Annotated in this window: 20 protein-coding genes; 11 read left to right on the plus strand and 9 right to left on the minus strand. The window is 72.2% G+C overall.

All coding sequences use genetic code 11. The features are described from left to right. Positions 1-30 precede the first annotated feature (30 nt). Entirely contained in the window at positions 31-2,148 is a 2,118-nt protein-coding gene (locus DB32_RS03735; protein ID WP_083457126.1) for an amylo-alpha-1,6-glucosidase, read from the minus strand. A gap of 222 nt (positions 2,149-2,370) precedes the next feature. Here DB32_RS03735 and DB32_RS03740 point away from each other — a divergent pair, with 222 nt between their 5' ends. The 7 genes from DB32_RS03740 (at position 2,371) to DB32_RS03765 (ending at position 7,504) form a co-directional block, all read left to right on the plus strand. After that, positions 2,371-2,874, plus strand: coding sequence for an Lrp/AsnC family transcriptional regulator (locus DB32_RS03740; protein ID WP_053231040.1), 504 nt, complete (start codon positions 2,371-2,373; stop codon positions 2,872-2,874). Further along, entirely contained in the window at positions 2,871-3,491 is a 621-nt protein-coding gene (locus tag DB32_RS03745) for a MarC family protein (RefSeq protein ID WP_053231041.1), read from the plus strand. The genes DB32_RS03740 and DB32_RS03745 overlap by 4 nt, the downstream gene beginning before the upstream one ends. A gap of 208 nt (positions 3,492-3,699) precedes the next feature. Continuing rightward, the gene (locus tag DB32_RS46360) at positions 3,700-3,843 is read left to right on the plus strand and encodes a hypothetical protein (RefSeq protein WP_157068684.1); all 144 of its coding nucleotides are present in this window, start codon (positions 3,700-3,702) and stop codon (positions 3,841-3,843) included. Positions 3,844-3,850: 7 nt separating this feature from the next. Then, complete coding sequence (locus DB32_RS03750) at positions 3,851-4,264, plus strand: DUF2382 domain-containing protein (RefSeq protein ID WP_053231042.1); 414 nt, start codon at positions 3,851-3,853, stop codon at positions 4,262-4,264. A 37-nt stretch (positions 4,265-4,301) separates the two neighbouring features. Then, positions 4,302-5,318 carry a YsnF/AvaK domain-containing protein gene (locus DB32_RS03755; RefSeq protein WP_053231043.1) on the plus strand — a complete coding sequence of 339 codons (1,017 nt, stop codon included), beginning with the start codon at positions 4,302-4,304 and terminating at the stop codon, positions 5,316-5,318. 86 nt (positions 5,319-5,404) lie between these two features. Continuing rightward, a complete protein-coding gene (locus DB32_RS03760; RefSeq protein WP_157068685.1) occupies positions 5,405-5,971 on the plus strand; it encodes a hypothetical protein in 567 nt (188 codons plus the stop codon). A gap of 24 nt (positions 5,972-5,995) precedes the next feature. Further along, complete coding sequence (locus DB32_RS03765; RefSeq protein ID WP_169791326.1) at positions 5,996-7,504, plus strand: RtcB family protein; 1,509 nt, start codon at positions 5,996-5,998, stop codon at positions 7,502-7,504. 4 nt (positions 7,505-7,508) lie between these two features. Here the strand turns inward: DB32_RS03765 and DB32_RS03770 are convergent, their stop codons facing one another. The 3 genes from DB32_RS03770 to DB32_RS03780 form a co-directional block, all read right to left on the minus strand. Continuing rightward, the gene (locus DB32_RS03770) at positions 7,509-9,152 is read right to left on the minus strand and encodes an alpha-amylase family glycosyl hydrolase (protein ID WP_053231046.1); all 1,644 of its coding nucleotides are present in this window, start codon (positions 9,150-9,152) and stop codon (positions 7,509-7,511) included. A gap of 68 nt (positions 9,153-9,220) precedes the next feature. Then, complete coding sequence (locus DB32_RS03775) at positions 9,221-9,769, minus strand: sterol desaturase family protein (RefSeq protein WP_053231047.1); 549 nt, start codon at positions 9,767-9,769, stop codon at positions 9,221-9,223. Between the two features lie 25 nt (positions 9,770-9,794). Further along, the gene (locus DB32_RS03780) at positions 9,795-10,490 is read right to left on the minus strand and encodes a TetR/AcrR family transcriptional regulator (protein ID WP_169791327.1); all 696 of its coding nucleotides are present in this window, start codon (positions 10,488-10,490) and stop codon (positions 9,795-9,797) included. Between the two features lie 64 nt (positions 10,491-10,554). Between DB32_RS03780 and DB32_RS03785 the strand changes: the two genes are divergently transcribed. Continuing rightward, the gene (locus DB32_RS03785; RefSeq protein WP_053231049.1) at positions 10,555-12,081 is read left to right on the plus strand and encodes a Ppx/GppA phosphatase family protein; all 1,527 of its coding nucleotides are present in this window, start codon (positions 10,555-10,557) and stop codon (positions 12,079-12,081) included. Between the two features lie 80 nt (positions 12,082-12,161). Continuing rightward, positions 12,162-14,372: an alpha/beta fold hydrolase gene (locus DB32_RS03790; protein WP_053231050.1), complete on the plus strand. Its 2,211-nt coding sequence runs from the start codon at positions 12,162-12,164 to the stop codon at positions 14,370-14,372. Here DB32_RS03790 and DB32_RS03795 read toward each other — a convergent pair whose 3' ends face one another. The 3 genes from DB32_RS03795 to DB32_RS03805 form a co-directional block, all read right to left on the minus strand. After that, positions 14,373-14,795: a globin domain-containing protein gene (locus tag DB32_RS03795; RefSeq protein ID WP_053238672.1), complete on the minus strand. Its 423-nt coding sequence runs from the start codon at positions 14,793-14,795 to the stop codon at positions 14,373-14,375. It lies immediately after the preceding gene. 149 nt (positions 14,796-14,944) lie between these two features. After that, on the minus strand, positions 14,945-16,369 hold the full coding sequence (locus DB32_RS03800; protein WP_053231051.1) for a sigma 54-interacting transcriptional regulator: 1,425 nt from the start codon (positions 16,367-16,369) through the stop codon (positions 14,945-14,947). A 45-nt stretch (positions 16,370-16,414) separates the two neighbouring features. Next, positions 16,415-17,446 (minus strand): AraC family transcriptional regulator, encoded by a 1,032-nt coding sequence (locus DB32_RS03805; protein ID WP_157068686.1) that lies wholly within the window; start codon positions 17,444-17,446, stop codon positions 16,415-16,417. A 140-nt stretch (positions 17,447-17,586) separates the two neighbouring features. Between DB32_RS03805 and DB32_RS03810 the strand changes: the two genes are divergently transcribed. Beyond that, positions 17,587-18,003: a hypothetical protein gene (locus DB32_RS03810; protein WP_053231053.1), complete on the plus strand. Its 417-nt coding sequence runs from the start codon at positions 17,587-17,589 to the stop codon at positions 18,001-18,003. Next, positions 17,985-18,347 carry a hypothetical protein gene (locus tag DB32_RS03815; protein WP_157068687.1) on the plus strand — a complete coding sequence of 121 codons (363 nt, stop codon included), beginning with the start codon at positions 17,985-17,987 and terminating at the stop codon, positions 18,345-18,347. Before DB32_RS03810 ends, DB32_RS03815 begins: the two co-directional genes overlap by 19 nt. A gap of 60 nt (positions 18,348-18,407) precedes the next feature. On the opposite strand, the gene DB32_RS03820 is transcribed toward DB32_RS03815, so the two are convergent. Both DB32_RS03820 and DB32_RS03825 read right to left on the minus strand, forming a co-directional pair. Beyond that, positions 18,408-20,462, minus strand: a complete 2,055-nt coding sequence (locus DB32_RS03820; RefSeq protein ID WP_053231055.1) for a serine/threonine-protein kinase — start codon at positions 20,460-20,462, stop codon at positions 18,408-18,410. 24 nt (positions 20,463-20,486) lie between these two features. Beyond that, positions 20,487-21,383 carry a YcbK family protein gene (locus tag DB32_RS03825; protein WP_053231056.1) on the minus strand — a complete coding sequence of 299 codons (897 nt, stop codon included), beginning with the start codon at positions 21,381-21,383 and terminating at the stop codon, positions 20,487-20,489. Between the last annotated feature and the right edge of the window lie 4 nt (positions 21,384-21,387).

Below are 21,387 nucleotides of genomic sequence, written 5' to 3' on the forward strand. Positions count from 1 at the left end.
GGTGGGCTGCCGTCGTCGTCGTTCCGACGATCACTCTGCGGCCGCGACGGTGCCGACGCCTCTGCGCTCGTTCACCGCCGCGAGGACGCGTATCGCCTCCGCCACGCTCCACGCCTGCGCGCAGCATCCGCGCGGCGTGTACGGCGGCTCCGCGTCGAAGATCTCGCTGATGCTCCCGATGCACGCGGTCGCGAGGTGCTGCCCGAGGCTGATCGCCGTCGGTCGGATCTCCTCGATGCGATCGGGATGCACCTTGCTCCATGCGTCGAAGTACGGGCCGATCAGCCACGGCCAGATCGTGCCCTGGTGATAGGCGAGGTCGCGCGCGCGCAGATCGCCGAAGTACTGCGGCTGGTAGTCGGGGTGCGAGGGCGCGAGCGAGCGCAGCCCGTACGGCGTGAGCAGCTGCGTGCGCACGACGTCGACGACCTGCTCCCAGCGCGACGGATCGAGCACCGCGTGCGGGAGCGAGATCGAGAAGATCTGGTTCGGCCGGATCGCGTCGTCCGTCCCGTCCTCACCGTCGATCACGTCGAACAGGCAGCCGAGGCGCTCGTTCCAGAAGCGCGCGTTGAACGATTCGCGCGCGCGATCCGCGAGCCCGCGATAACGCTGCGCCGCGTCTTCGTCGCGCAGCTCGCTCCGCGCCCACTCCGCCATCAGGCAGAGCGCGTTGTACCAGAGCGCGTTGATCTCGACGGCCTTGCCCCGGCGCGGCGTGACGACGAGATCACCGACCTTCGCGTCCATCCACGTCAGCTGGTATCCGGCCGCGCCCTGCGCGAGCAGCCCGTCCTTCGGGTCGACGTGGATGCCGAAGCGCGTGCCCTCGACGTGACGATCCACGATGCTCGCGAGCAGCGGGAGCAAGCGGCGCAGCGTGTCGCGATCGCCGCTCGCGTCGACGTACCGGCGCGTCGCGTGGAAGAACCAGAGCGTCGCGTCCGCGGTGTGATAGAGGCCCTCGCCCTTTCCCTCCGGGAACATGTTGGGGATGAGCCCGTCCTTCGCGTACTTCGCGAACGTGCGGAGGATGTAGCCGGCCTCCGGCACGCGACCGGTCGTGATCGTCAGCCCTTCGAGGCTGATCATCGTGTCGCGGCCCCAGTCCGTGAACCAGTGATAGCCCGCGAGGATCGTGCGCTCCTCGTCGCCGAACGCGTGCGCGAGCGCCGCGTCCTCGAGGCGGCCCGCAGGATGGATGATGAACTGATCGGCGGCGACCACGAGCTCCGAGCCGGTGCTCGTGTGCAGGCCCGGATGCGCGATCGCGACGAGCCGCTCGCGCCGCGCGCGCTCCGCGCCGAGCGCGAGCTCCGGCGTCAGCGCGCCGATCGTTCGCCAGTCCTCGACCGACGCGACGAGCGCGACCGACGCGCCCGGCGCGATCGCCGCGCGGAACCTCCCGGGGCTGTAGAGATCGCCCGACGCGTCGTAGCCGCGCGACTGCTCGACGAGGTAGCGCACGTTGCGGATGCGGCGCTCTTCGATCTCGAAGCGCGAGGTCGCGCCCACGATCTTCATCCGCAGCGGCGGCAAGCCCACGTCGACCAGGTCCTCCACCTCGTAGCGACCGCCGAGCGCGCGCAGCGCGTACTCGCCTTCGATGGGCCCCGCGAGCGTGCCCTCGTGAGGGCGGAAGTGGAGCCACGGATCGAGCTGCAGCTCGAGGTGCCCCGAGCCGTTCAGGCGCGTGTAGATGACGTAGACCGTGTTCTGCCGGTGCGGCATCACGATGCGCTTCTCGATCACGTGCCCCGCGTGCTCGTACGTCCACACCGGGATCCCGAGCTCGAGCCGGAACTCGCGCAGCGTTGCGAGCGGCGCGTGCGTCGCGTCGGGGTCGGGCTGCTCCGAGAGGCGCGCCGCCCCGTGCTCTCCGACGACGAGCTCGCGGAGGTTGTTGAGCATCATCGTGCGGCCGCGCGGCGCGGGCAGCGCGGCCACGAGGTAGCCGTGGAAGCGGCGCGTGACGAGGCCCGTCATCGTGCCGCACGCGTACCCGCCGAGACCGTTGGTGACGAGCCACTCGGGCGCGCCCTCGGTCGCGGTGCGCACGTCGGGGTTCACGGTGGTCGACTGGATCCCCTCGGCGGGCGGCGGTGCGCCGATGCCGACCCATCGCAGCGTGGTGGCGGTGCCGGGCATTCTCGATGTCTCCTGCTGCGGCGCATCGCAATCGGCGTGCTGAAGGCGGGGTTCGCACATCCGCCGACTCGACCGGTGCGCGTGGGATCGAAGGGGCCTGGGACCGGCGTGCGGGTGCGACGCGTCGCCCCGGCCGATTCCTGCGCGTGGCAGCTCTCGTAGCCGATTCGGCTACCAGAGCTGCCGTTGACGGACGAATCGTCTGCGCTAGAAGCAGCTCGCATGCGAGATCCGCTGGACGACATCGATCGCGCGATCCTCGACGCGCTTCAGCGCGACGCGCGGACCAGCATCGCCGCGCTCGCCGACGCGGTGGGCCTCACCACGACCCCACTCCGGGCGCGGCTCGACAAGCTCGAGCAGACCGGAGTCTTGCGCGGCTACCACGCCGACGTGGATCCCGCGCAGGTCGACCGCGCGGTCATGGCGTTCGTGCACGTCACGCTCAAGGACCACGCCCTCGAGAGCCATCGCCGCTTCGTGAAGGCGACCACCGCGATGTCCGAGGTGCTCGAGGTGCATCACATCGCGGGTGACGAGGACTTCCTCCTCAAGGTCGTCGTCGAGAGCGTGCGCGCGTTCGAGTCGTTCCTGCTCGATCGGCTCACGCCGATCGCGGTGATCGGCCGGGTGAAGACGACGTTCGTGCTCTCGTCGGCGAAGCACCGCGGCCCCGTTCCCCTGCGCGACGAGGCGCCGGTGCGCGCGAAGAGGAGCACGCGATGAGCGCCGCGGCCTTCGGCGCGCTCTGCGTCTCGTCGCTCTTCACCGTGATCGATCCGATCGGGGTCGCGCCGGTGTTCGCGTCGATGACGGCGCGCAACGACGCGCGGGCGCGTCGTCGCGTGGCGCTCCGCGCGTGCCTCGCCGCGCTCGCGGTGCTCGCGGTGTTCGCGACGAGCGGCTCCGCGCTGCTGCGCCTCTTCGGCGTGACGATCGAGGCGTTCCGCATCGGCGGCGGCATTCTCTTCGTCCTGCTCGGGCTCTCGATGTTGCGCGGCGGCGATCACGCGAGCACCGGCGAGAGCGCGCCCGAAGATCCCTCGATCGTGCCGCTCGGGATCCCGCTGATCGGCGGCCCCGGCGCGATGACGACGGTGATGGTGCTCGTCGGTCAGGCGGAGAGCGTCGTGCACGTCGCCGCGCTCGCGGCCGCGCTCGTCGTGGTGCTCGCGCTGACGTGGGTGGTGCTCGCGGCCGCGCCGGCGCTGCTCGCGCGCTTCGGCGCGACGGGCACCGCGCTCACGACGCGCATCATGGGCCTGGTGGTGCTCGTGATCGGCGTGCAGTTCGTGATCGACGGCGTGGTGCCGATCGCGCGCGCGATCGTCGCGCCGGCCTGAGCGCGTGGCGCATGGCCTCGCGGTGCGTCGTCGCGCGCCGCGGAGGTGGCAAGGACGTCGCGTGGCGCCTCGGCGCACGAGCGTCCGCGCGCAGCTCGGGACGGCGTCGACACACTCCGCGATCACCGCGGTTTCACGGGACATCACGCGATCGATCCACTCACGAATGATGGTTGGAGACGGCCGCGTCGCGTCCATTCACCCGGGCATGGCCACGAACACCGAGAACCTCCCGAGGGCGCCGCGCGTGTACGACCGCCCCGAGCGCGCGCACGACAAGGGAGCGCTCGCGTTCCTCCTCGTGCTCGCCGTCATCGTCGCCGCGGCGATCATCGCAGCGCTGCTCTTCTGAGGTCGCGATGCCCACGCCGCCGCAGCGCGAGGGAGACGTCGTGATCCCGGTCGTCGACGAGCGCGCCGAGATCGAGCGCCGGCTCGTCGACACCGCCGAGGTGCACGTGCGCAAGCGCGTGACCGAGCGCGTCGAGCAGGTGGTGCCCGACGGGTTCCGCGAGGAGGTCGCGATCGAGCGCGTGGCCGTCGATCGCTACGTCGATGTCGCGCCGGGCGATCGGATGGAGGGCGACGTGCTCGTCGTGCCGATCGTCGAAGAGGTCGTGGTCGTGCAGAAGCGGCTCGTGCTGCGCGAGGAGCTGCACATCCGGAAGCGACGCGTGCCGATCGAGAGCGCGCCGCAGGAGGTCGTCCTTCGTCGCGAAGACGTCGAGATCGAGCGCGTGCCGCTCGACGCGAGCACGAGGAAGGCCGACTGAGCGCGACGCGCACGCCACCCACGCCCAGGAGGACATCATGAGGAAGACGGTGGTCGGGCTCTTCGACGGCGCGAGCAGCGCGCTCGTCGAGAAGGAGCTCCAGGACGCTGGGTTCACGCGCGGCGACGTCCAGCTGCGCAGGAGCATGCTCGGCGGCTCCGTGCACGATCTGCAGCGGATCGGAATCCCGCGGGCCGATGCCGAGCGCTACGAGGACGCGGTCGCGCGCGGACGGATCCTGGTCACGGTCGACGCGAACGAGGCGGACGCGCCTCGGGCGGCCGAGATCATGGCGCGCTACGAGACGGGCGCGAGGGACGCGCCGCCGACGGGCACGACGCTCGACGAAGGACGTCTCGAGAGCATCCGGAGCCAGAGCGCGCACGCCACGGGCGAGACCGGCGCGCGCCGCGTCGGGGAGAAGGTGATCCCGGTCGTCGAAGAGACGATGGAGATCGGCAAGCGCGAGATCGAGCGCGGCGGCGCGCGCGTCCACACGCGGCTCGTCGAGCGGCCGATCGAGCAGGACGTGGAGCTCCGCGAGGAGCGGGTGAGGGTCGAGCGCGTCCCGGTGGATCGCCCTGCGAGCGTGACCGACATCGCGGCCGCGCGGCGCGCGGGCGACATCTCGCTGCGCGAGCGCGCGGAGCAGGCGGTCGTCGGCAAGACGGCGCGCGTCGTCGAGGAGGTGCACGTCGGCAAGGAGATCGCGACGCGCACCGAGCACATCCGCGACACCGTCAAGAGGACGGAGGTCGAGGTCGATCGTGTCGACGGATCGGACCGCGCGATGCGCGATCACCGCACGCACTTCGATCGCAACTACGGGACGGTCGCGGACGCGCGCTGGGAGTCGTACGAGCCGGCCTATCGTCTGGGCCACGAGCTCGGCGGCGATCGCCGCTACGCAGGTCGCGACTGGGCGATGATCGAGCGCGACGCGCGCACGCGCTGGGAGGGCACGTATCCCGGCACCTGGGAGCGCGTGAAGGCCGCGGTGCGGCACGCGTTCGTTCGCGCGCGCGGCGGGACGAGCGAGGTCCGGCACGTGTGAGTCGAGGAGCGTGGCGAGGGACGAGCGAGCGCGTCCCTCGTCGCGCGTCCCGCGCGTGGCGCGCGGTGTGCGAACGGATCGCGGACATGCAGGGTCGTCGATGGATCGCCGCGCTCGTGCTGATGACGTCGTTCGTCGGTTGCTACGAGTCACGAGACGCGCCTCCCGAAGCCTATCGGCGTGACGGGAGCGTCTCGCAGCTCGACGGATCGGTGGGGCAGCTCGACGGGGGAGGCACCACGTTCGACGGGGCGACCGCGGGCCCGGTGGACGCAGGACCGCTGCAGTGCGGCCAGGAGATCCCGGCCTTCGTCGGGCCCGGGTGCGCGGCGACGACGCGCGCGTGCGCGCAGGCGTGCGAGGAGGGCGACGGCGCGTGCGTGGACGGCTGCATCGCGCGCGACAGCGTGTGCGTGGCGTGTGTCGACAACACGCTCGTGCGCTGCGCGAATTCCGCGGGGTGCCAGCCGGGCTGGGAAGCGTTCGCGTGCTGCGCGCACGAACAGCCCGCGTGCGCGAGGCGCAGCGGTCTCGACCTCTTCGTGTGCCGCGACGCGTGCATGAGAGAGCTCGCGGCGTTCGACGAGTGCCTCAGCGACGCGGCGCCTGCGTGTCTTCGTCAGATCGTCGAGCGCTGCGCGCTCGCCGAGTGATAATCACGCCGTATGGCCTCGGGCATGTCGCGGGACTCGCGGGAGCTGATCCGCGCGGGCGACTGGAAGCGCCACTGCGTCTGGGACGCGGAGGGTGGATATCATCGGCTCGAGACCGAAGACGTCGGCGACGTGCCGGTGCGGCTGTTCCTCGGCGACGCGCTCCTGCGCGAGTGCGAGCAGGACGTCTATCGGCAGATCGTCAACGCGACGCGCTTCCCTGGCGTGAAGTGCGTGGTGATCACGCCGGACGTGCACGTCGGGTACGGCGTGCCGGTGGGCTGCGTGATCCTGACCGACCGCGACGAAGGCGCGGTCGCGATGGGGCCCGTCGGGTTCGACATCGGCTGCGGGATGGTGAGCGCGCGGAGCGACGCGCCCGCCGAGGCGGCGACGCCGGATCGGCAGCTCGAGTTCAACCGCGAGGTGATGGAGCGCGTCGCGCTCGGCGCGGGCGGGAAGTCGCATCGCTTCGGCGAGCTCAGCAAGCGCGAGCTCGAGGAGGTCGTGCGGGGCGGCGCCGAGCACTACGTCGAGGCGCACGGCGCGCGCGTCGATCGCCATCGCGCCGAGCGACAGCGCATCCCCGTCGACGACGGATGGAAGATCCCGTGGGGCGGAAAGGGAAATCCCGAGCGCGGTCTCGCGCAGCTCGGCACGCTCGGCGGCGGCAACCACTTCATCGAGCTCCAGAGGAGCGAGCAGACGAGCACGCTGTTCGTGCAGGTGCACACCGGCAGTCGCGGGTTCGGCCACGGGCTCGCGACGAACTACTTCGAGATGGCGCGCGCGGAGCACCCCGAGCAGCGCGACATCGATCTCGGCTTCTTCACGCCGGACAGCGCGCACTACCGCGAGTATCTGAACGCCGTCGCGGCGGGCGGGAATTACGCGATCGTCAATCGACTGGTGCTCTTCGAGGCCGTCGCGGAGGCGTTCCGGCGCGTGTTCCGGAAGGACCTCGAGCTGATCTACGAGATCAGCCACAACCTCGTGCAGGCCGAGACCCACCCGGAGTTCGGGAAAGTGTGGGTGCACCGAAAGGGCGCGACGCGCGCGTTCCCGGGCGGACATCCGGCGCTGAGAGGCACGGAGTGGGAAGCGAGCGGTCACCCGGTGCTGATCCCCGGGAGCAATCGCGACTGGAGCTACATCCTCCGTCCGAAGCCGGGCGCGGTGAAGAGCGCGTACAGCGTCAATCACGGCGCGGGACGACGGCTGTCGCGCGGGGAGGCGACTCGCACGCTCGATCAGCAGAAGATCGACGAGCAATATCGACGCGACGGAATCCTGGTCAATCTGGACGGTCGCGTCCCGCTCGACGAGGCCGCGCCTTGTTACAAGTCGAGCGACGAAGTCGTGAGCGCGGTGGTCGCAGCGGGGCTCGCGGAGATCGAGCATCGCCTCTGGCCGGTCTGCTCGCTGAAGGGCACCGAGGAAGGCCTGCGCTCGCCGAAGGCGAGGGCGCGCAAGGCCGAGGCGAAAGCGCGCGAGAAAGCGCGCGATCAGGGCCGCCGGATGCGCGGGAAGTGAGCCTTCACGGCATCGCGAAGACGGCGAGTGATCGCGGCGCGATCGTGAGCGCGATGCGGCCTTCGACCACGCGCGCGGTCGCGCTCTCCGGGCCGTGGACTCGCATCAGAGTGGTGCCGTCGGGGGTCTCGCGATCGCGATCGGCGATGCCGGGGTTCGTGCGATAAGGCACCTGCAGATCGCTGATCGTCGTCGCGCCTCCGTTCACTGCGACGACGACTCGACTCTCTCCCACGCTGCGGAAGAACGCCCACGCGTTCACGCCGCCCGGCGCAGGGCGCCAGAGCTCCGTGTATCCGCCCGCGTGCAGCGCGGGCGTCGATGCGCGCAGTCGCGCGAGCGCGCGCACCTCGTCGTGGATGCGCGCCGCATCGGGCAGCGCGCCGCCGTGCGCGCCCTCGCGATCCTCGGCGCGCCACGCCCACGCCGGCATGTCCCGCCGATTGAGCGGATACGTGCCGCCCATCCCGAGCTCGTCACCCATGTAGAGCTGCGGGATGCCCGGCACCGTGAAGAGCACGCCGAGCGCGAGCCGCAGTCGCGCGCTCTTCTCGGCATCGCTCGCGCTGCTCATCTCCTCGACGAAGCGCGGCACGTCGTGGTTGTCGATCATCGTCGCGCGCAGCCGCGCGCGCTCGGCGCCCCAGCGCGTCACCGCCTCTTGCGCGCGTCCCGCGACCGCTCCGAGCGAGCCGCCGCGCGCGACCGAGTCGATCAGCGCGCGACGCAGCGGGAAGTCGAAGAGCCCGTCGAACCCCGCGTCGAGATAGCGATCGAAGAGCGCATATCCACCCTCGTCGAAGAGCTCGCCGAGCAGGTAGAGCCCCGGACGCTCCTCGCGCACCGCGGGCACCCATCGCTCGCGGAAGTACGACTCCTCCACGTGCTTCACGGTGTCCATGCGGATCCCGTCGAACGCGAAGCGCGACACGAACGACGTGCTCATCGCGTCGAGGTAGTCCGCGACGTCGTCGCGCTCGTGCGCGAAGTCCGGCAGCCCCGAGAGCGCGCAGTAGATCTCGGGATCGCCCAATGTCTCGCAGCCCGCGCCCGGGTGGAACCACTCGGGCCGCTGGCCCACGACGCGCGCCCCGTAGCCCGCGTGGTTGACGACGAGGTCGACGATCAAGCGCATCCCGCGCTCGTGCAGCGCGTCGATCAGCGCGCGCAGCGCGGCCTCACCGCCGAGGCGCGGCTCGATCGCGCCGTCGTCGGGCACACCGAGATCCGCCCAGTAGCCGTGATAGCCGCACTGATCGCCGCGCCGGCCGACCTGTCGCTGCACCGGCGTGATCCACACCGCGGTGACGCCGAGCTCTTCGAGGTAGTCGAGCCGATCGACGATGCCCTGGAGATCGCCGCCGTGGAACAGGATCGGCGCGCTCGGATCGGTGCACGTCGCGTCGCCGTCGTTGGTGCGATCGCCGTTGGAGAAGCGATCGACCATCACGAAGTAGATCACCGCGCGCTCCCACCACGCGCGGTCGAACGTGGTGAACGGATCGCCTCCGTCGACGCGCGGGCCCACGTCGCGCTCCGTCGCGCCGTCGATCGCGATCGACGCGTCGCGACGTCGCGCCCCCGCGTCGATCCCGTCCGCTGGAGGCGCGCCCGGCGCGCTCGTGCACGCCGTCAACGCCAGCATCATCGCGATCCGCGTACGCACGAATTGCCATGATACGCGGGCCGATCACGACGTGCACCAGCCCTGAGTCACTAGACGATTCGGTACTCGCTGGCCCACGCGCTCGCGATGCGCGGCTCGTCGCCTTCGATGAGCCACGGGAACTTGCGCGCATGCGCGCGCGGCACGCGCACCTGCTCGCGCGGCGCGAGCGTGCCGAAGACGACGTCCCACAGCGGCGTGCTGACGCCGTGGTTGCAGTCGGCGCGCTGGAAGTGGTGGTGCAGGTGATGACGTCGCGCCCAGCGCCCGTACGCGCCGATCGGCGCCGCGACGTGGATGCGCCGGTGGATCCACTCGTAGATCAGCCAGCCCACCACGATGCCGACCGGGATGCTCGAGCCGAGCTGCCACCCGAGCGCGAGCGCGCAGACGATCACGATCGGCGTGAGCACGATCGCGGCCATCACGAGCTTGCCGCCGACCGGATAGAAGAAGTCGACCTTCGCGTGGTGCTCGAGGTGCCCGCGCGCGGCGCGGCGACCGAGCACGCGACGGTGGAACACCCATCGATGCAGCACGTACTCGAGCAGCGTCCACGCCACAACGCCCACCGCGAGCCCGATCCCCCACGTCGCCATGTCGTCCTCCCCGAATCGTTGGAGCTCAAACGATCTCCGCCGCGCGCCCGAGCGCCTCGCGCGCCCGCGCCGGCTCGGCGCCCCATCCCACCAGCAGCGTCACGACGAGCCGCTCGGTCAGCGCGTCGACGTCGAGCCCCGGCACGCCCCAGCGCTCGAGCTTCTTCGCCTGCGCGAGCCCGGTCAGGCTCGTCCACAGGAGGATCGCGCGCTCGAGATCGTCGCCCGCGCCGAGCGCTGCGGCCTCGCGCGCCGCCGCGAGCTCGCGCACCCCGCGCGTCGCGAGCGTCATCGCGACCTGCGCGTTCGCGTCGCCGAGCCCCTCGGGGAGCACGTTGCGCGGCTCGCCCATCATCCGCGAGAGCAAGCGCGCGTGGGTCGGCCGGCGCTCGGGCAACGTCGCGTAGACGCGCGCGACGACGCACACCCGCGAGAGCGCGCCGACGCGCGACGCGCGCGGATGCACCGCCTCGTACTCGGCGATCGCGCGCTCGAGATCCGCCGCGAGCCCCTCGAACACCCGGCGCTGCAGGGCCGCGACGATGGCGTCCTTCGACGCGAAGTAGCGATACGCCGCGCCGACCGTGAGCTCCAGCTCGGCCGCGAGGCGCTGCATCGTCAGCGCGTCGTGCCCTTCGCGCTCGAGGATCCCCTCGGCCGCATCGAGGATGCGCTCCGACTTCGCCTCGCGCCGACGGACCTTCGCGGGTTCGTGAATCACGTTCACTTTGTGAATGACGTTTACGGAATCGTCAAGCACGCGCCGCTGGTACGCTCCGGCGCGCATGAACGACGTGCTCCCCGCGCGCACGAGCCCGAGCTCGGAGCGCGAGACGCTCGCGGCGCTCGATCTCGGCTCGAACAGCTTCCACCTCGTCATCGCCCGCGTGGACGCGGAGGGCGTGCACGTGCTCGACGAGCGGCGCGAGATGGTGCGCCTCGCGGAAGGCCTCGACGCGCACAACACGCTGCGCAGGCCGGTCGAGCGTCGCGCGCTCGCGTGCCTCGAGCGCTTCGGCGCCTCGCTGCGTCCGCTGCCGCGCGGCGCGGTGCGCGTCGTCGGCACGAACGCGCTGCGCAAGGCGCGCAACGCGCGCGACTTCGTGCGGCGCGCCGAGGCGCTGCTCGGTCATCCGATCGAGATCGTGAGCGGCGCCGAGGAAGCGCGCCTCACGTACCTCGGCGTCGCGTCGGGTGATGCGCCGCGTCCGGGCGAGCGTCGCCTGCTCATCGACATCGGCGGAGGCAGCACCGAGTGCATCCTCGGCGTCGGCACCGAGGTCGCGTCGGCGCACAGCCTCTTCATGGGCTGCGTCAGCTTCACCGAGCGCTACTTCCCGCACGGCCGCATCAAGCGGAAGCACTTCGAGAGCGCGCGGAACGCCGCGCTCGCCGAGCTCGCGACGTTCGCCGAAGGCTGGCAAGGACGCTTCGATCAAGCGTGGGGCAGCTCGGGCACGATGCGCGCGATCGACGCGATCCTCACCACGAACAAGTGGGGTGGCGCGGGCATCACGCCGGAGGGGGTCGCGCTCTTCGCGGACGCGATCCTCGAGCATCGCGACGTGCGCGAGCTGCGCATCGACGGGCTCGCGCCCGAGCGCGCGCCGGTGATCCCGGGTGGCCTCGCGATCGTGAGCGCGGCGCTCGAGGCGCTCTCGATCCCGCGGCTGCGCGCGGCGCGCAGCGCGATGCGCGAGGGGATCCTCTACGACCTGATCGGTCGTCACGCGGATCACGACGTGCGCGAGGCGTCGATCCGGTCGTTCGCGGAGCGACACGGCGTCGATCGCGAGCACGCCGAGCGCGTGCAGGCGACCGCGCTCGCGCTGCTGCGCGACGTGTCGGTGCCGTGGCGCCTCGATCTGCTCGACTACGGCGCGCCGCTGCGATGGGCGGCGACGCTGCACGAGATCGGGCAGTCGCTCACGTACGCCGGCTATCACAAGCACGGCGCGTATCTGGTCCGCAACGCGACGCTCGCGGGGCTCGCGCGCGAGGACGCGATCCGTGTGTCCGCGCTGATCGGGCTGCACCGCCGGAGGCCGAAGCTCGAGTACGCCGCGGGGCTCGAGCGCGCGCAGCAGCGCGATCTCCTGCGCGTCGCGGTGCTGCTGCGCCTGGCGGCCGCGCTCCATCGCAGCCGCGCGGCGATCCGTCCGCCGGTGCGCGCGTTCGCGAGCGGCAAGCAGCTCGAGCTGCGGCTGCCGCGCGCGTGGGCCGAGACGCACCCGCTCGCGATGGGCGAGGTGCGCGCCGAGCGCGAGCACCTGCGCAAGATGGGCGTGAAGCTGCGCGTCGTCGCGCGGTAGCGCGCAACCTCGCGGAAAGACGGCGATGCGCGCCGCACGCGCGGCGCTGGACGGGCGTTCGGGCGTGGTAAGTTGCGGCCGTGGCGCACGCGGTGAGAGACGAGGGCGACTGGGATCCGCCTCGCGAATTCGACGGATTCGTGGTCGTCGGACCGCTCGGACGCGGCGGCATGGGCGCGGTGCATCGCGGTCACGACGTCGCCCTCGATCGCCCCGTCGCGCTGAAGTTCGTGCGCGCGGCGCATCCCGATCCACGCGAGCGCGAGCGCTTCCTGCGCGAGGCCCGCGCCCTCGCGCGCCTCACGCATCCGAACGTCGTGCAGGTGTTCCGCGTCGGCGAGGTCGAGGGCAATCCGTACATCGCGTACGAGTTCGTCGAGGGCTCGACGCTGCACGCGATGCGCACGCCGGTGCGCTGGGATCTCGCGCTCGATCTCGGCATCGGCATGGCGCGCGGGCTCGCGTCGATCCACGCGCGCGGCCTGCTCCATCGCGACATCAAGCCCGCCAACGTCGTGGTGACGAGCACCGGGGTGCCGAAGCTGATCGACTTCGGGCTCGCCCTGCGCATCCACGAGAGCGAGGCGGTCGACACCAGCGGCCCGCTGCCGAGCGGCGCGACCGGGCTCACGTCGATCGGTCGCATCGTCGGCACGCCGCAGTACATGGCGCCCGAGCTCTTCGAGGGGCTGCCGGCCACGCTGCGCTCCGACGTGTACGCGCTCGGGCTCGTGCTGCGCGAGCTGCTCACGGGCGAGCGGCTGCGCTGGGGCATGCCGCTCGATCTGCTCGCGACCCGCGCCATCGAGGACGAGGTGCGCGTGCCGCGCGTGCCCGACGCGCCGCAGGGCTTGATCGACGCGGTCGTGCGCTGCCTGCGTCGCGATCCCGCGGAGCGATGGCCGGGCGCGGATGCGCTGCGCGACGCGCTCGAGCTGCTGCGTCGTTATTACCGTCCGTTCGCGCAGCCGACCGAGGGGCGCGGCGTCGAGGACGAGTACGGTCGGCTGACCGCGTCGTTCGCGCGGATCGCGTCGTCGGGCGACGCGATGATCTCGCGCTTCTACACGCTGCTCTTCGAGCGTGCGCCCGACGCGAAGCCGCTCTTCCCGCACGACCTCGAAGGTCAGCGCCACAAGCTGCTGCACGCGATCGAGAACGTGGTCGCGCAGATCCGCGCGCCCGAGCGCCTCGTGCCGCTGCTCGAGGATCTCGGGCGACGGCACGTCGCGTACGGCGCGCGGCGCGAGCACTTCGAGCAGGCGGAGAGCGCGCTGATCGCCGCGCTGCGCGAGCACGACCCGCGATGGGACGCGCCGACCGAGATGGCGTGGCGCACCGCGATCTCGCGCTTGTCCGAGGCGATGCTGCGCGGGATGGCGATCGCCGACACCGATCTCGCGGAGACGCTGCCGCCCGCGCCCTCGCCGGGGCCCACGCGGCGCTCGACCCCGGTGCGCGCGGAGGTGACGCAGGATCTGCCGCGCACGAGCTTCGTCGATCGCGATGGCGTCGCGATCGCGTACCAAGTGATGGGCGAGGGGCCGGTCGATCTGGTGCTCGTGCCGGGGCTCGTCTCGCACGTCGAGCGGTCGTGGCAGCACCCGGCGAGCGCGGCGTGGCAGCGCGGGCTCTCGTCGATCGCGCGGCTCGTGATGATCGATCGTCGCGGATGCGGGCTCTCGGAGCGCGCGCCCGAGTCGTACGAGCTCGACGCGCAGGTGGACGACGTGCTCGCGGTGCTCGACGCGGTGTCGAGCCGCCGCGCGGTGATCGTGGGCACGTGCGATGCGGGCGCGATCGCGGCGCTCGCGGGCGCGAAGGCGCGCGCGCGGGTCGCCGGTGTGGTGATCGTCGGCGGCGCGCTGCGGCTCGGCGATGCGCTCTCGAGCGAGGTGATCGACGAGCGCGCGCAGGCCGTGCGCGCGGGGTGGGGCTCCGCGGTGCTCGCGGATCTGCTCGCGCCGTCGCTCGCGGAGGACGCGTCGTTCCTCGCGTTCTGGGCGTCGCTGTTGCGATCGTCGTCGAGCCCCGGCGCGCTCGCCGCGCAGCTGCGGCGAGGCGCGGAGATCGACCTCACCGCGCACGTCGCGTCGCTCGACGTGCCGACGCTGATCGTGCATCGGCGCGGCGATCGGTTCGTGCCGCAAGCGCAGGCACGCGCGCTCGCGGAGGCGCTGCCGAGCGCCGAGCTGGTCGTGCTCGACGGCGAGGATCACCTGCCGCTCGCGGGCCCTCGCGACGCGCTGCTCGACGTGATCGACGCGTTCGTCGCGAAGGTCACGCGGTGATCACTCGGCGGCCTGCGCGCGGCTCGCGCCGGCGAGCATGAGGTCGCGGATCGCGCCGTACGCGGCGGCCCACGCCGCTTCGAGCTCGGGCGTCCACGCGTCACCCGCGACCTCGGCCAGCGTGCGCAGCAGCGCGTCGCCGACCCAGCCGTACATCTCCTCGGTCACGCCGTAGTCGACGTGCTTCGCGCCCATCGCGCCGAGCGTCTCGACGAGCCACGGCGCGTCCTCGAGGCGATCGACGACGGCGGCGAGCGCGCGGGCGAGCATCTCTTCCTGCTGCTTCCGCGCGTTGCGCGCGAAGAGCGGGCGCGCCTGCGGATAGCGCTCGAAGAGGATCTCGTAGAAGCGCGCGGTGAGCGCGGGCTCGCGCTCGAGGACGAGCTCGAAGGACGAACGGAGCAGCGGGACGTCGAGTGACACGGTGCAGCCTCCCTGGTGAGCGCGACCCGCAGAGTGCAGGGCGCGATCCACGGCGCGACCGCGCAATTCGCGGAGAAAGCTCGGCGGCGAACCGTGCGCGCACAGTGCGCGCACGGTTCGCGCACGGCGAGCACCGTGCTCGTTCTCGCCTAGAGCCCGTCGACTGCGATGCCGTGCTTCCGCAGCAAGCGATACAGCACGTAGCGATTCCGCAATCCGAGCTCGCGCGCCGCCTTCGTCACGCTGCCGCCCGCGCGCGCGATCGCGGCCTCGATCGCCTCGCGATCGGGCTCCTTCTCCTCACCGGCCGGCTCGCCTTCGCGCTCCGGGGTCGCGAGGCGATCGACGAGGCTCGGCACGAGCTCGAGCTTGCCCGCGCGGCTCTCCGCCATCGCCTGCCACAAGAGCTGCTCGAGCTCGCGCACGTTGAGCTCGTAGCGATGTCGCAGCAGCGCGTCGACGAGCTCGATGCTCGGCTCCGGCGCGGGGACGCGCGTCTTCGTCGCCGCGATCGACACGAGGTGCCGCACGAGCAGCGGGACGTCGTCGGGGCGCGCGTCGAGCTGCGGGATCTCGAGCACGATCCCGAAGCGCGCGCGCACGTCGTGCTTGAGCTCGTCGCGCGCGCGGTTCGTCGCGCCGACGACGCGAATGGACGCGCGGCGCGGGCGCGCGTCGCCGAGCCGCTGGTACTCGCCGTCGCGATCGAGCACGCGCAGCAGGTGCGCCTGCGCGGTGCTCGGCATCTCGCCGATCTCGTCGAGGAAGAGCGTGCCCTTGTCGGCCTCGCCGACGAGCCCGGGACGCTCCGCCATGCCGGGGTTCGGATAGTTCCGCACGTTGCCGAAGAGCTCGGCGTCGACGAGGCCCTCGGGCAGCGTCGCGGCGTTGCGCGCGACCAGCGGGCCCGACGCGCGCGACGAGAGCTGGTGGATCGCGCGCGCGACGAGCTCCTTGCCCGTGCCGCTCGCGCCCAGGAGCAGCACGTGCGCATCCGCGCGCGCCGCGAACGCGACGCGATCGCGCAGCGTCCACGCCGCGACGCTCTCGCCCACGAGCCCGAACCGATCGGGCGCGCCGAACGCGAACGGCGCCTCGTCCTCGCCCCACGCGCGCTGCGCGTCCATGCGCGTCGGACGACGCACCGCGAGCAACAGCAGCTCGTCCGCGATGCGCACCGTGTCTCCGGGAACGATCTCGCGCTCGGTCGCGGGCTCGCCCGAGATCCACATCGGCGCGCGACCGATCGACGCGACGCGCAAGCCCTTCGCCGTGGGCTCGATGCGCAGCTGCTCGCGCGAGAGCCGCGGCGATGCGAGCGGCTCGCTCGGTCCGTCGCCCCAAGGACGCTGCCGGACGAAGCGCGCGCGGGGAGCGCCATCGGACGCGGGTGCGCTGCCGCGACCGAGCACGCACGCGCGCTCGATGCGCGCGACCTCGCCGACGCGATCGGGCTCCGCGCGCGACCACGCGATCACCAGCGCGTGGACCTCGCGCGGACCACGCACGGCGCGCGCGCCGTGCAACGAGAGCTCGAAATCCTCGGTGGGTGCGTCGTCGATCGTCTTCGGCATGCTGCGGGAGGCCGCAGGATACGCGACGCCGACGACGAACGTGAGTCAGCGCTGCGAGCGGCGGAACTCGTCCGGCGTCTGGCCCGTCCATCGCTTGAACGCGCGATGGAAGTTGCTCGACTCGGAGAAGCCGAGCAGGAACGCGACCTCGCCGATCGCCATCTCGCTCTGCACGAGCCAGCCCTGCGCGAGCTCGCGTCGCACGTCGTCGAGCACCTGACGGAACGTCGTGCCCTCTTCACCGAGACGACGCCGCAGCGTGCGCTCGCTCCAGCCGAGACGACGCGAGACGTTCGTCTCGCTCACCTCGCCGGCGTGCAGCGCCTCGCTCACCGCGCGACGCACGCGCGCGGTCGCGTCGGCGCGCGCGCCCATGCGCCGCAGCATCTCCTCGGCGTGTCGTTCGAAGAACGCGGACAGGCTCGGATCCGCCTTCGCGAGCGGCAGGTCGAGCATCGCGCGCGGAATGACGAGCTCGGTGCGGGGCGCGCCGAAGCGCACGGCGCACCCGAAGAGCTGCTCGTGCGGGCGCGTGTCCGCGGGCGCGGCGTGGGTGAACGACACGAGCGAGGGCGACCAGGAGCGTCCCCCGTTCTCGTGCCCGATCAGCACGCGCACGGTGATGACGATCTTCGCCATCGTCGACTCGCCCGAGAGCTCGCGGCCGAGCCGGCGCGGGGCGGTCTGGTGCAGCGTGAGCCGCGTCTCTTCGGCGTGCTGCTCGAGCGTGAGCGTCTCGCCCTGCAGGAACAGCGAGAGGAAGCGCGCGAGGCGATCGAGCGCCTCGCGCACCGTCGCCGCGGTCATGCACGTGTAGCCGAGGACGCTGAACTTCGATGGATCGGAGTCCTCCGCGACGCGCAGCGGCAGCGCGCGGTCGCCGCACTCCTCGATCGCCGTCTCCCACAGCTGATGGTGCGTGGGCAGTGGAATGTGCGCTTCGGGGTCTTTCAGGCGATCGGGCGTGAGCCCGATTCGCTCGAGGATGCGCGCACGGTCTGCGCCCGACTTCTCTGCGCAATGGAGCACCATGAGGGCCCCCATCACCGAGACACTGCCGCCCCCGCCCTTGGTCACACGTCACCTTCAAGAAAACGGATCGGATCATTTGATACCGATTCCGACGCAGGAAGGAAAGCCATTCGACACGACGACGCGCCGCGTCGAAGGGGTCCCGAGGGCTCGACGGGCGCGCGCGAGGTGTAGAGACTCGCCACATGGACCTGAGCGTCGTGTTCCAGAGAGACGGTGCGCTCGACATGCGCCGCGGCTTCGACGTGGGCGCGGGACCGAGCGCCGGCATCGACGTGATCCTCGGCGCGCTCGACGATCTCGCGCGCGACGGCGAGCTCGATCCGGAGCCGCTGCGGACCGCGTCGTGGCTCGCGCAATGGGAGGAGATCGTGCTCGGCGAAGGCGAGCGCCGGGGGTGGTCGCGCGAGGGCGTCGACCCCGTCGTCGCGCTCTGCGAGCGCGCGGAGCTGGCGCGGATCCTCTCGGCGATGGAGGCGCTCCGGCCGGCCGTGGTCGAGACGATGAGCGCGCACGTGTCGTCGTGGGACGCGCTCTCGTCGTTCCTGCGCGCGTGCCACGCCGAGGGGAGCATCGCGCTGTGGTGCGATCTCGCGGGCTGATCCTCGCGCTGCTCGTCCTCGTCGCGTGCGGCGAGGACCACGAGCGAGCCGACGCGAGCGTCGCGACCGACGCGGCGCGCGGATCCGACGCGCGTGCCTCGACGTGCGACGACGCGCTCGGCTCGAGCTGCGAGGGCTCGAGCGCCTGCGATGGCGAGCTCGAGTGTCAGAATGGTCGCTGCGTCGTCGCGCGCGCGGGGTGCGGCGGTTTCGCCGGCGCGCCGTGCGATGGCGAGCTCGAGTGCGTGTACTTCGAGTCCACCGACTTCGGCGTGTGCGTCACGACGGCCGAGCGTGGATGTCTCTGCGAGCGAGCGCCCTCGTCGTTCTCGGGCTGCGAATGAGCGGCCGCGCGCGTCGCGGACTGGCACCCTCGTCGAGGATGCCAGTCCCGACTGGCACGCTCATCGCTGTGCGAGACGAGCGAGCGCCTCGAGATCCGCGGCCGCGCTGCCGACCCGCGCGCCGAGCGGAAGCATCAGCACGGCCCGACCTTCCGCGACGACGACGTGCGCCGCGTCGACGTGCCCGTGCACGAGCCCCTGCGCGTGCAGGCCCTCGAGCGCGATCCGGATCTCCTCGGCGCGCATGCGATCGAGCGCCGCGCGCGCAGGCTCACCCTGCGGGAGCTCGAGGATCGCGCGCCCGCCCTCCTCGTCGATCGACCACACCGCCTGCAGGAACGGCGAGTCCGCGCGCGCCAGCGCGCGCAGCGAGCGCGCGCGATCGGCGTCGCACGGGACGATCACCACGCGCCGGCGCAGCAGCTCGTCGTCGGCGATCGTCGTGCCGTCGAGCTTCACGTCGACGATCGACCATCGCTCGACCGGCGGCGCGGGCGGTGCGCTGCTGCGTCGCGTCGTCACCGGCGTCGCGCTGCGCGGCGCGAGCTGCGCCTCCTGCTCGATGTGCGCCCAGGGGAGGTGCGCCCACGCCTCGAGCACCTCGCTCGCGGTGCGCGGTCGCGCCGCGGGATCCTTCTCGAGCATCGACGCGATCAGCGTGTCGAGCGCCTCGCCGATCCACGGCGCGTGGGTGATCGCGCGCGCCGGCGTGAGCTCGAGGTGCTGCGCGACGAAGTCGGGGCCGGGGAAGGGCAGCACGCCGGTGAGCGCGCGGTAGACGATCACGCCGAGCGAATAGAGGTCGGTCGACGCGTCGGGGCGCGACGATCCCGTGATCTGCTCGGGCGACATGTACGCGAGCGTGCCCATCATCGCGCCGGTCAGCGTCGCGCCGAGATCCGCGAGGTGCGCGACGCCGAAGTCGCCGAGCTTCACCTCGCCGGTGCGCCCGAAGAACACGTTCGCGGGCTTCAGATCGCGATGCACGACACCGCGCCGATGCACCGCCTCGAGCGCGCTCAGCACCGAGCGCCCCACGTGCTGCACGACGCTCGCCGGGAGCGCGGTCGCGACGTCGCCGTTCGACAGACGATCCTCGAGCGTGCCGCCGGACATGTGCTCCATCACGAGGAAGGGCCCGTCCGGCTGGTACTCGTAGACCTGCACGACGTTCGGGTGATCGATGCCCGCCGCGACCTTCGCCTCACGCGCGAAGCGGCTCAGCGCGTCGCGCCCCGCGGCGCCCGAGCTGCCCGCGTGCAGCACCTTGATCGCGACCTCGCGCCCGTAGAACGCGTCCTCCGCGAGCAGCACGCGACCGGTGCCGCCCGCGCCGAGCGCGCGCACCACGCGATAGCGCCCCGCGATCAGCTGATCGCGGCTCGCGCTGCGTGGACCGCGCTCGTCGCCGAACGACGCGCGCAGCAGCTCGGGCACCGTCGCCGGCATCGAGGGCTCGAGCGCACGCAGCACGTCGAGCCGGCTCTGCGCGGCGTCGGTCATCCCGAGCGCGTCGAAGCACGCGACGAGCAGCTTGCCCGCGGGGATCGCGAGCTCTTCGCGGTCCGCCGCGATCTGCAGCGCGCGCGCGGCGTGATCCCATCGACCGAAGCGCGCGAGGATCTGTCCGAGCTCGAACGCGCTCTCGGCGTCGTCGGGCGTGTCGCGCAGACGACGCTCGTAGAGCATGCCCGCCTTGCGCACGTCGCCGAGCTCCTTCCAGCAGCGCGCTGCGTCGCCGAGCTCGCCCGCGCGCTCGTGGAGCGTCGCCGCGGCCTCGAGCTCGCCCGCCGCCTCGCGCAGCCGTGCTGCGTCGCTGGTCCGCCCGCGCGCCTCGGCGTAGCTCGCCGCGCGCGAGGCTTGCTCGGGGCGCGCCGCGAGGCTCGAGAGCAGCGACGCCGCGAGCTCGCGATCCTGCGCGCCCACCGCGTGTCGGTACGCTTCGTCGTAGAGCCCGGCGTCGGTCGCGACACGGATCGCCTCGGCGTGCTTCCACACCGCCGCGAGGAGCTCCGCGGCGCGCGCGGGCTGCCCACCTTCCGCGCAGATGCGCGCGGCTTCTTCGTGGCGCCCCTCGCGCACGAGGGCCTGCACCACCGCGTCGTCGACCGCCATCCGCACAGTCTAGGGCAGACCCCGTCAGCCCGCGCTCACGCCGGCATCGGGCGGCGGCTGCGCGGCCTCGTCGGCGATCTCGGGCGTGGCGCTCTCTTCTTCTTCGACCTCTTCTTCGTCGTGCCCGACGTCGAGGTCCGGGATGCTCTCTTCGCCGCGCCGGCGCGCCGCGGCGTCGTAACGCGACGTCTGCGCCGCGAGGATCGCGCGCTCGCGCGTGGGCTCGCTCGGCCCCGATCCATCGCTCCAGAAATAGCTGCGCGCGCGCACGTCGAGGTGCACGAAGCCGCTCACCGGATAGATGCCGACGCCGACGAAGCCCTGCGGGCGGAGGTACGCGGCGAGCCTCCGATCGCTCACGCCGGGCAGCACGAAGTCGATCGCGCGGCCCTGCGCGTGACGGCTCGTCGCGCGACCATCGCGGTAGCCGCTGATCACGTGCACGTACGGCACCTCGAAGTGCCGCACCGCGCGGTAGACGAGCTCGAGGAGCCGCGGATGGATGTCGTGCATCGCGCCCTCGCGCGACGCGAGCGCCTGCTGCGCGAGCACGAGATCGTCGGTGTCGAAGCCGCCTTCGGCGCTCGCGGGGACGAGCGCGACGCGCTCGCGCTGGCGCAGCGGGTGGAACACGAGCGGCGGCGGATCCATGCGCGCCCACGCGCGCACCTCGCTGCGGCTCGCGCGCTGGTGCCAGCGCTGGATCTGCCGGCGCTGCGCGGCGGTGAGACGAGGCCGGCGCGCGCGCCGCCGACTGCTGCGTGCCCGCGATCGCCGCGCGGATCGACCGCGGTGCTGGCACGCGCGCACCCCGTCGTCGGCGTCGGCGCGAGGCACGAGCCCCGCGGCCGATCCGAGCGCGAGCACGATCGCGATCACCATCGACGCGATCGCGAGCGCGCGTGAAGAGACCCTCGACATCGCG

The sequence above is a fragment of the Sandaracinus amylolyticus genome, from assembly GCF_000737325.1.
Taxonomy (GTDB): Bacteria; Myxococcota_A; Polyangia; order Polyangiales; family Sandaracinaceae; genus Sandaracinus; species Sandaracinus amylolyticus.

What these genes read in the sequence shown, in the direction of transcription:
- DB32_RS03770 (WP_053231046.1), bottom strand. Translation starts at nt 9,152, where the DNA reads ATGATGCTGGCGTTGACGGCGTGCACGAGCGCGCCGGGCGCGCCTCCA.
- DB32_RS03825 (WP_053231056.1), bottom strand. Translation starts at nt 21,383, where the DNA reads ATGTCGAGGGTCTCTTCACGCGCGCTCGCGATCGCGTCGATGGTGATC.
- DB32_RS03740 (WP_053231040.1), top strand. Translation starts at nt 2,371, where the DNA reads ATGCGAGATCCGCTGGACGACATCGATCGCGCGATCCTCGACGCGCTT.
- DB32_RS03745 (WP_053231041.1), top strand. Translation starts at nt 2,871, where the DNA reads ATGAGCGCCGCGGCCTTCGGCGCGCTCTGCGTCTCGTCGCTCTTCACC.
- DB32_RS03735 (WP_083457126.1), bottom strand. Translation starts at nt 2,148, where the DNA reads ATGCCCGGCACCGCCACCACGCTGCGATGGGTCGGCATCGGCGCACCG.
- DB32_RS03750 (WP_053231042.1), top strand. Translation starts at nt 3,851, where the DNA reads ATGCCCACGCCGCCGCAGCGCGAGGGAGACGTCGTGATCCCGGTCGTC.
- DB32_RS46360 (WP_157068684.1), top strand. Translation starts at nt 3,700, where the DNA reads ATGGCCACGAACACCGAGAACCTCCCGAGGGCGCCGCGCGTGTACGAC.
- DB32_RS03800 (WP_053231051.1), bottom strand. Translation starts at nt 16,369, where the DNA reads ATGCCGAAGACGATCGACGACGCACCCACCGAGGATTTCGAGCTCTCG.
- DB32_RS03760 (WP_157068685.1), top strand. Translation starts at nt 5,405, where the DNA reads ATGCAGGGTCGTCGATGGATCGCCGCGCTCGTGCTGATGACGTCGTTC.
- DB32_RS03755 (WP_053231043.1), top strand. Translation starts at nt 4,302, where the DNA reads ATGAGGAAGACGGTGGTCGGGCTCTTCGACGGCGCGAGCAGCGCGCTC.
- DB32_RS03775 (WP_053231047.1), bottom strand. Translation starts at nt 9,769, where the DNA reads ATGGCGACGTGGGGGATCGGGCTCGCGGTGGGCGTTGTGGCGTGGACG.
- DB32_RS03765 (WP_169791326.1), top strand. Translation starts at nt 5,996, where the DNA reads ATGTCGCGGGACTCGCGGGAGCTGATCCGCGCGGGCGACTGGAAGCGC.
- DB32_RS03785 (WP_053231049.1), top strand. Translation starts at nt 10,555, where the DNA reads ATGAACGACGTGCTCCCCGCGCGCACGAGCCCGAGCTCGGAGCGCGAG.
- DB32_RS03820 (WP_053231055.1), bottom strand. Translation starts at nt 20,462, where the DNA reads ATGGCGGTCGACGACGCGGTGGTGCAGGCCCTCGTGCGCGAGGGGCGC.
- DB32_RS03810 (WP_053231053.1), top strand. Translation starts at nt 17,587, where the DNA reads ATGGACCTGAGCGTCGTGTTCCAGAGAGACGGTGCGCTCGACATGCGC.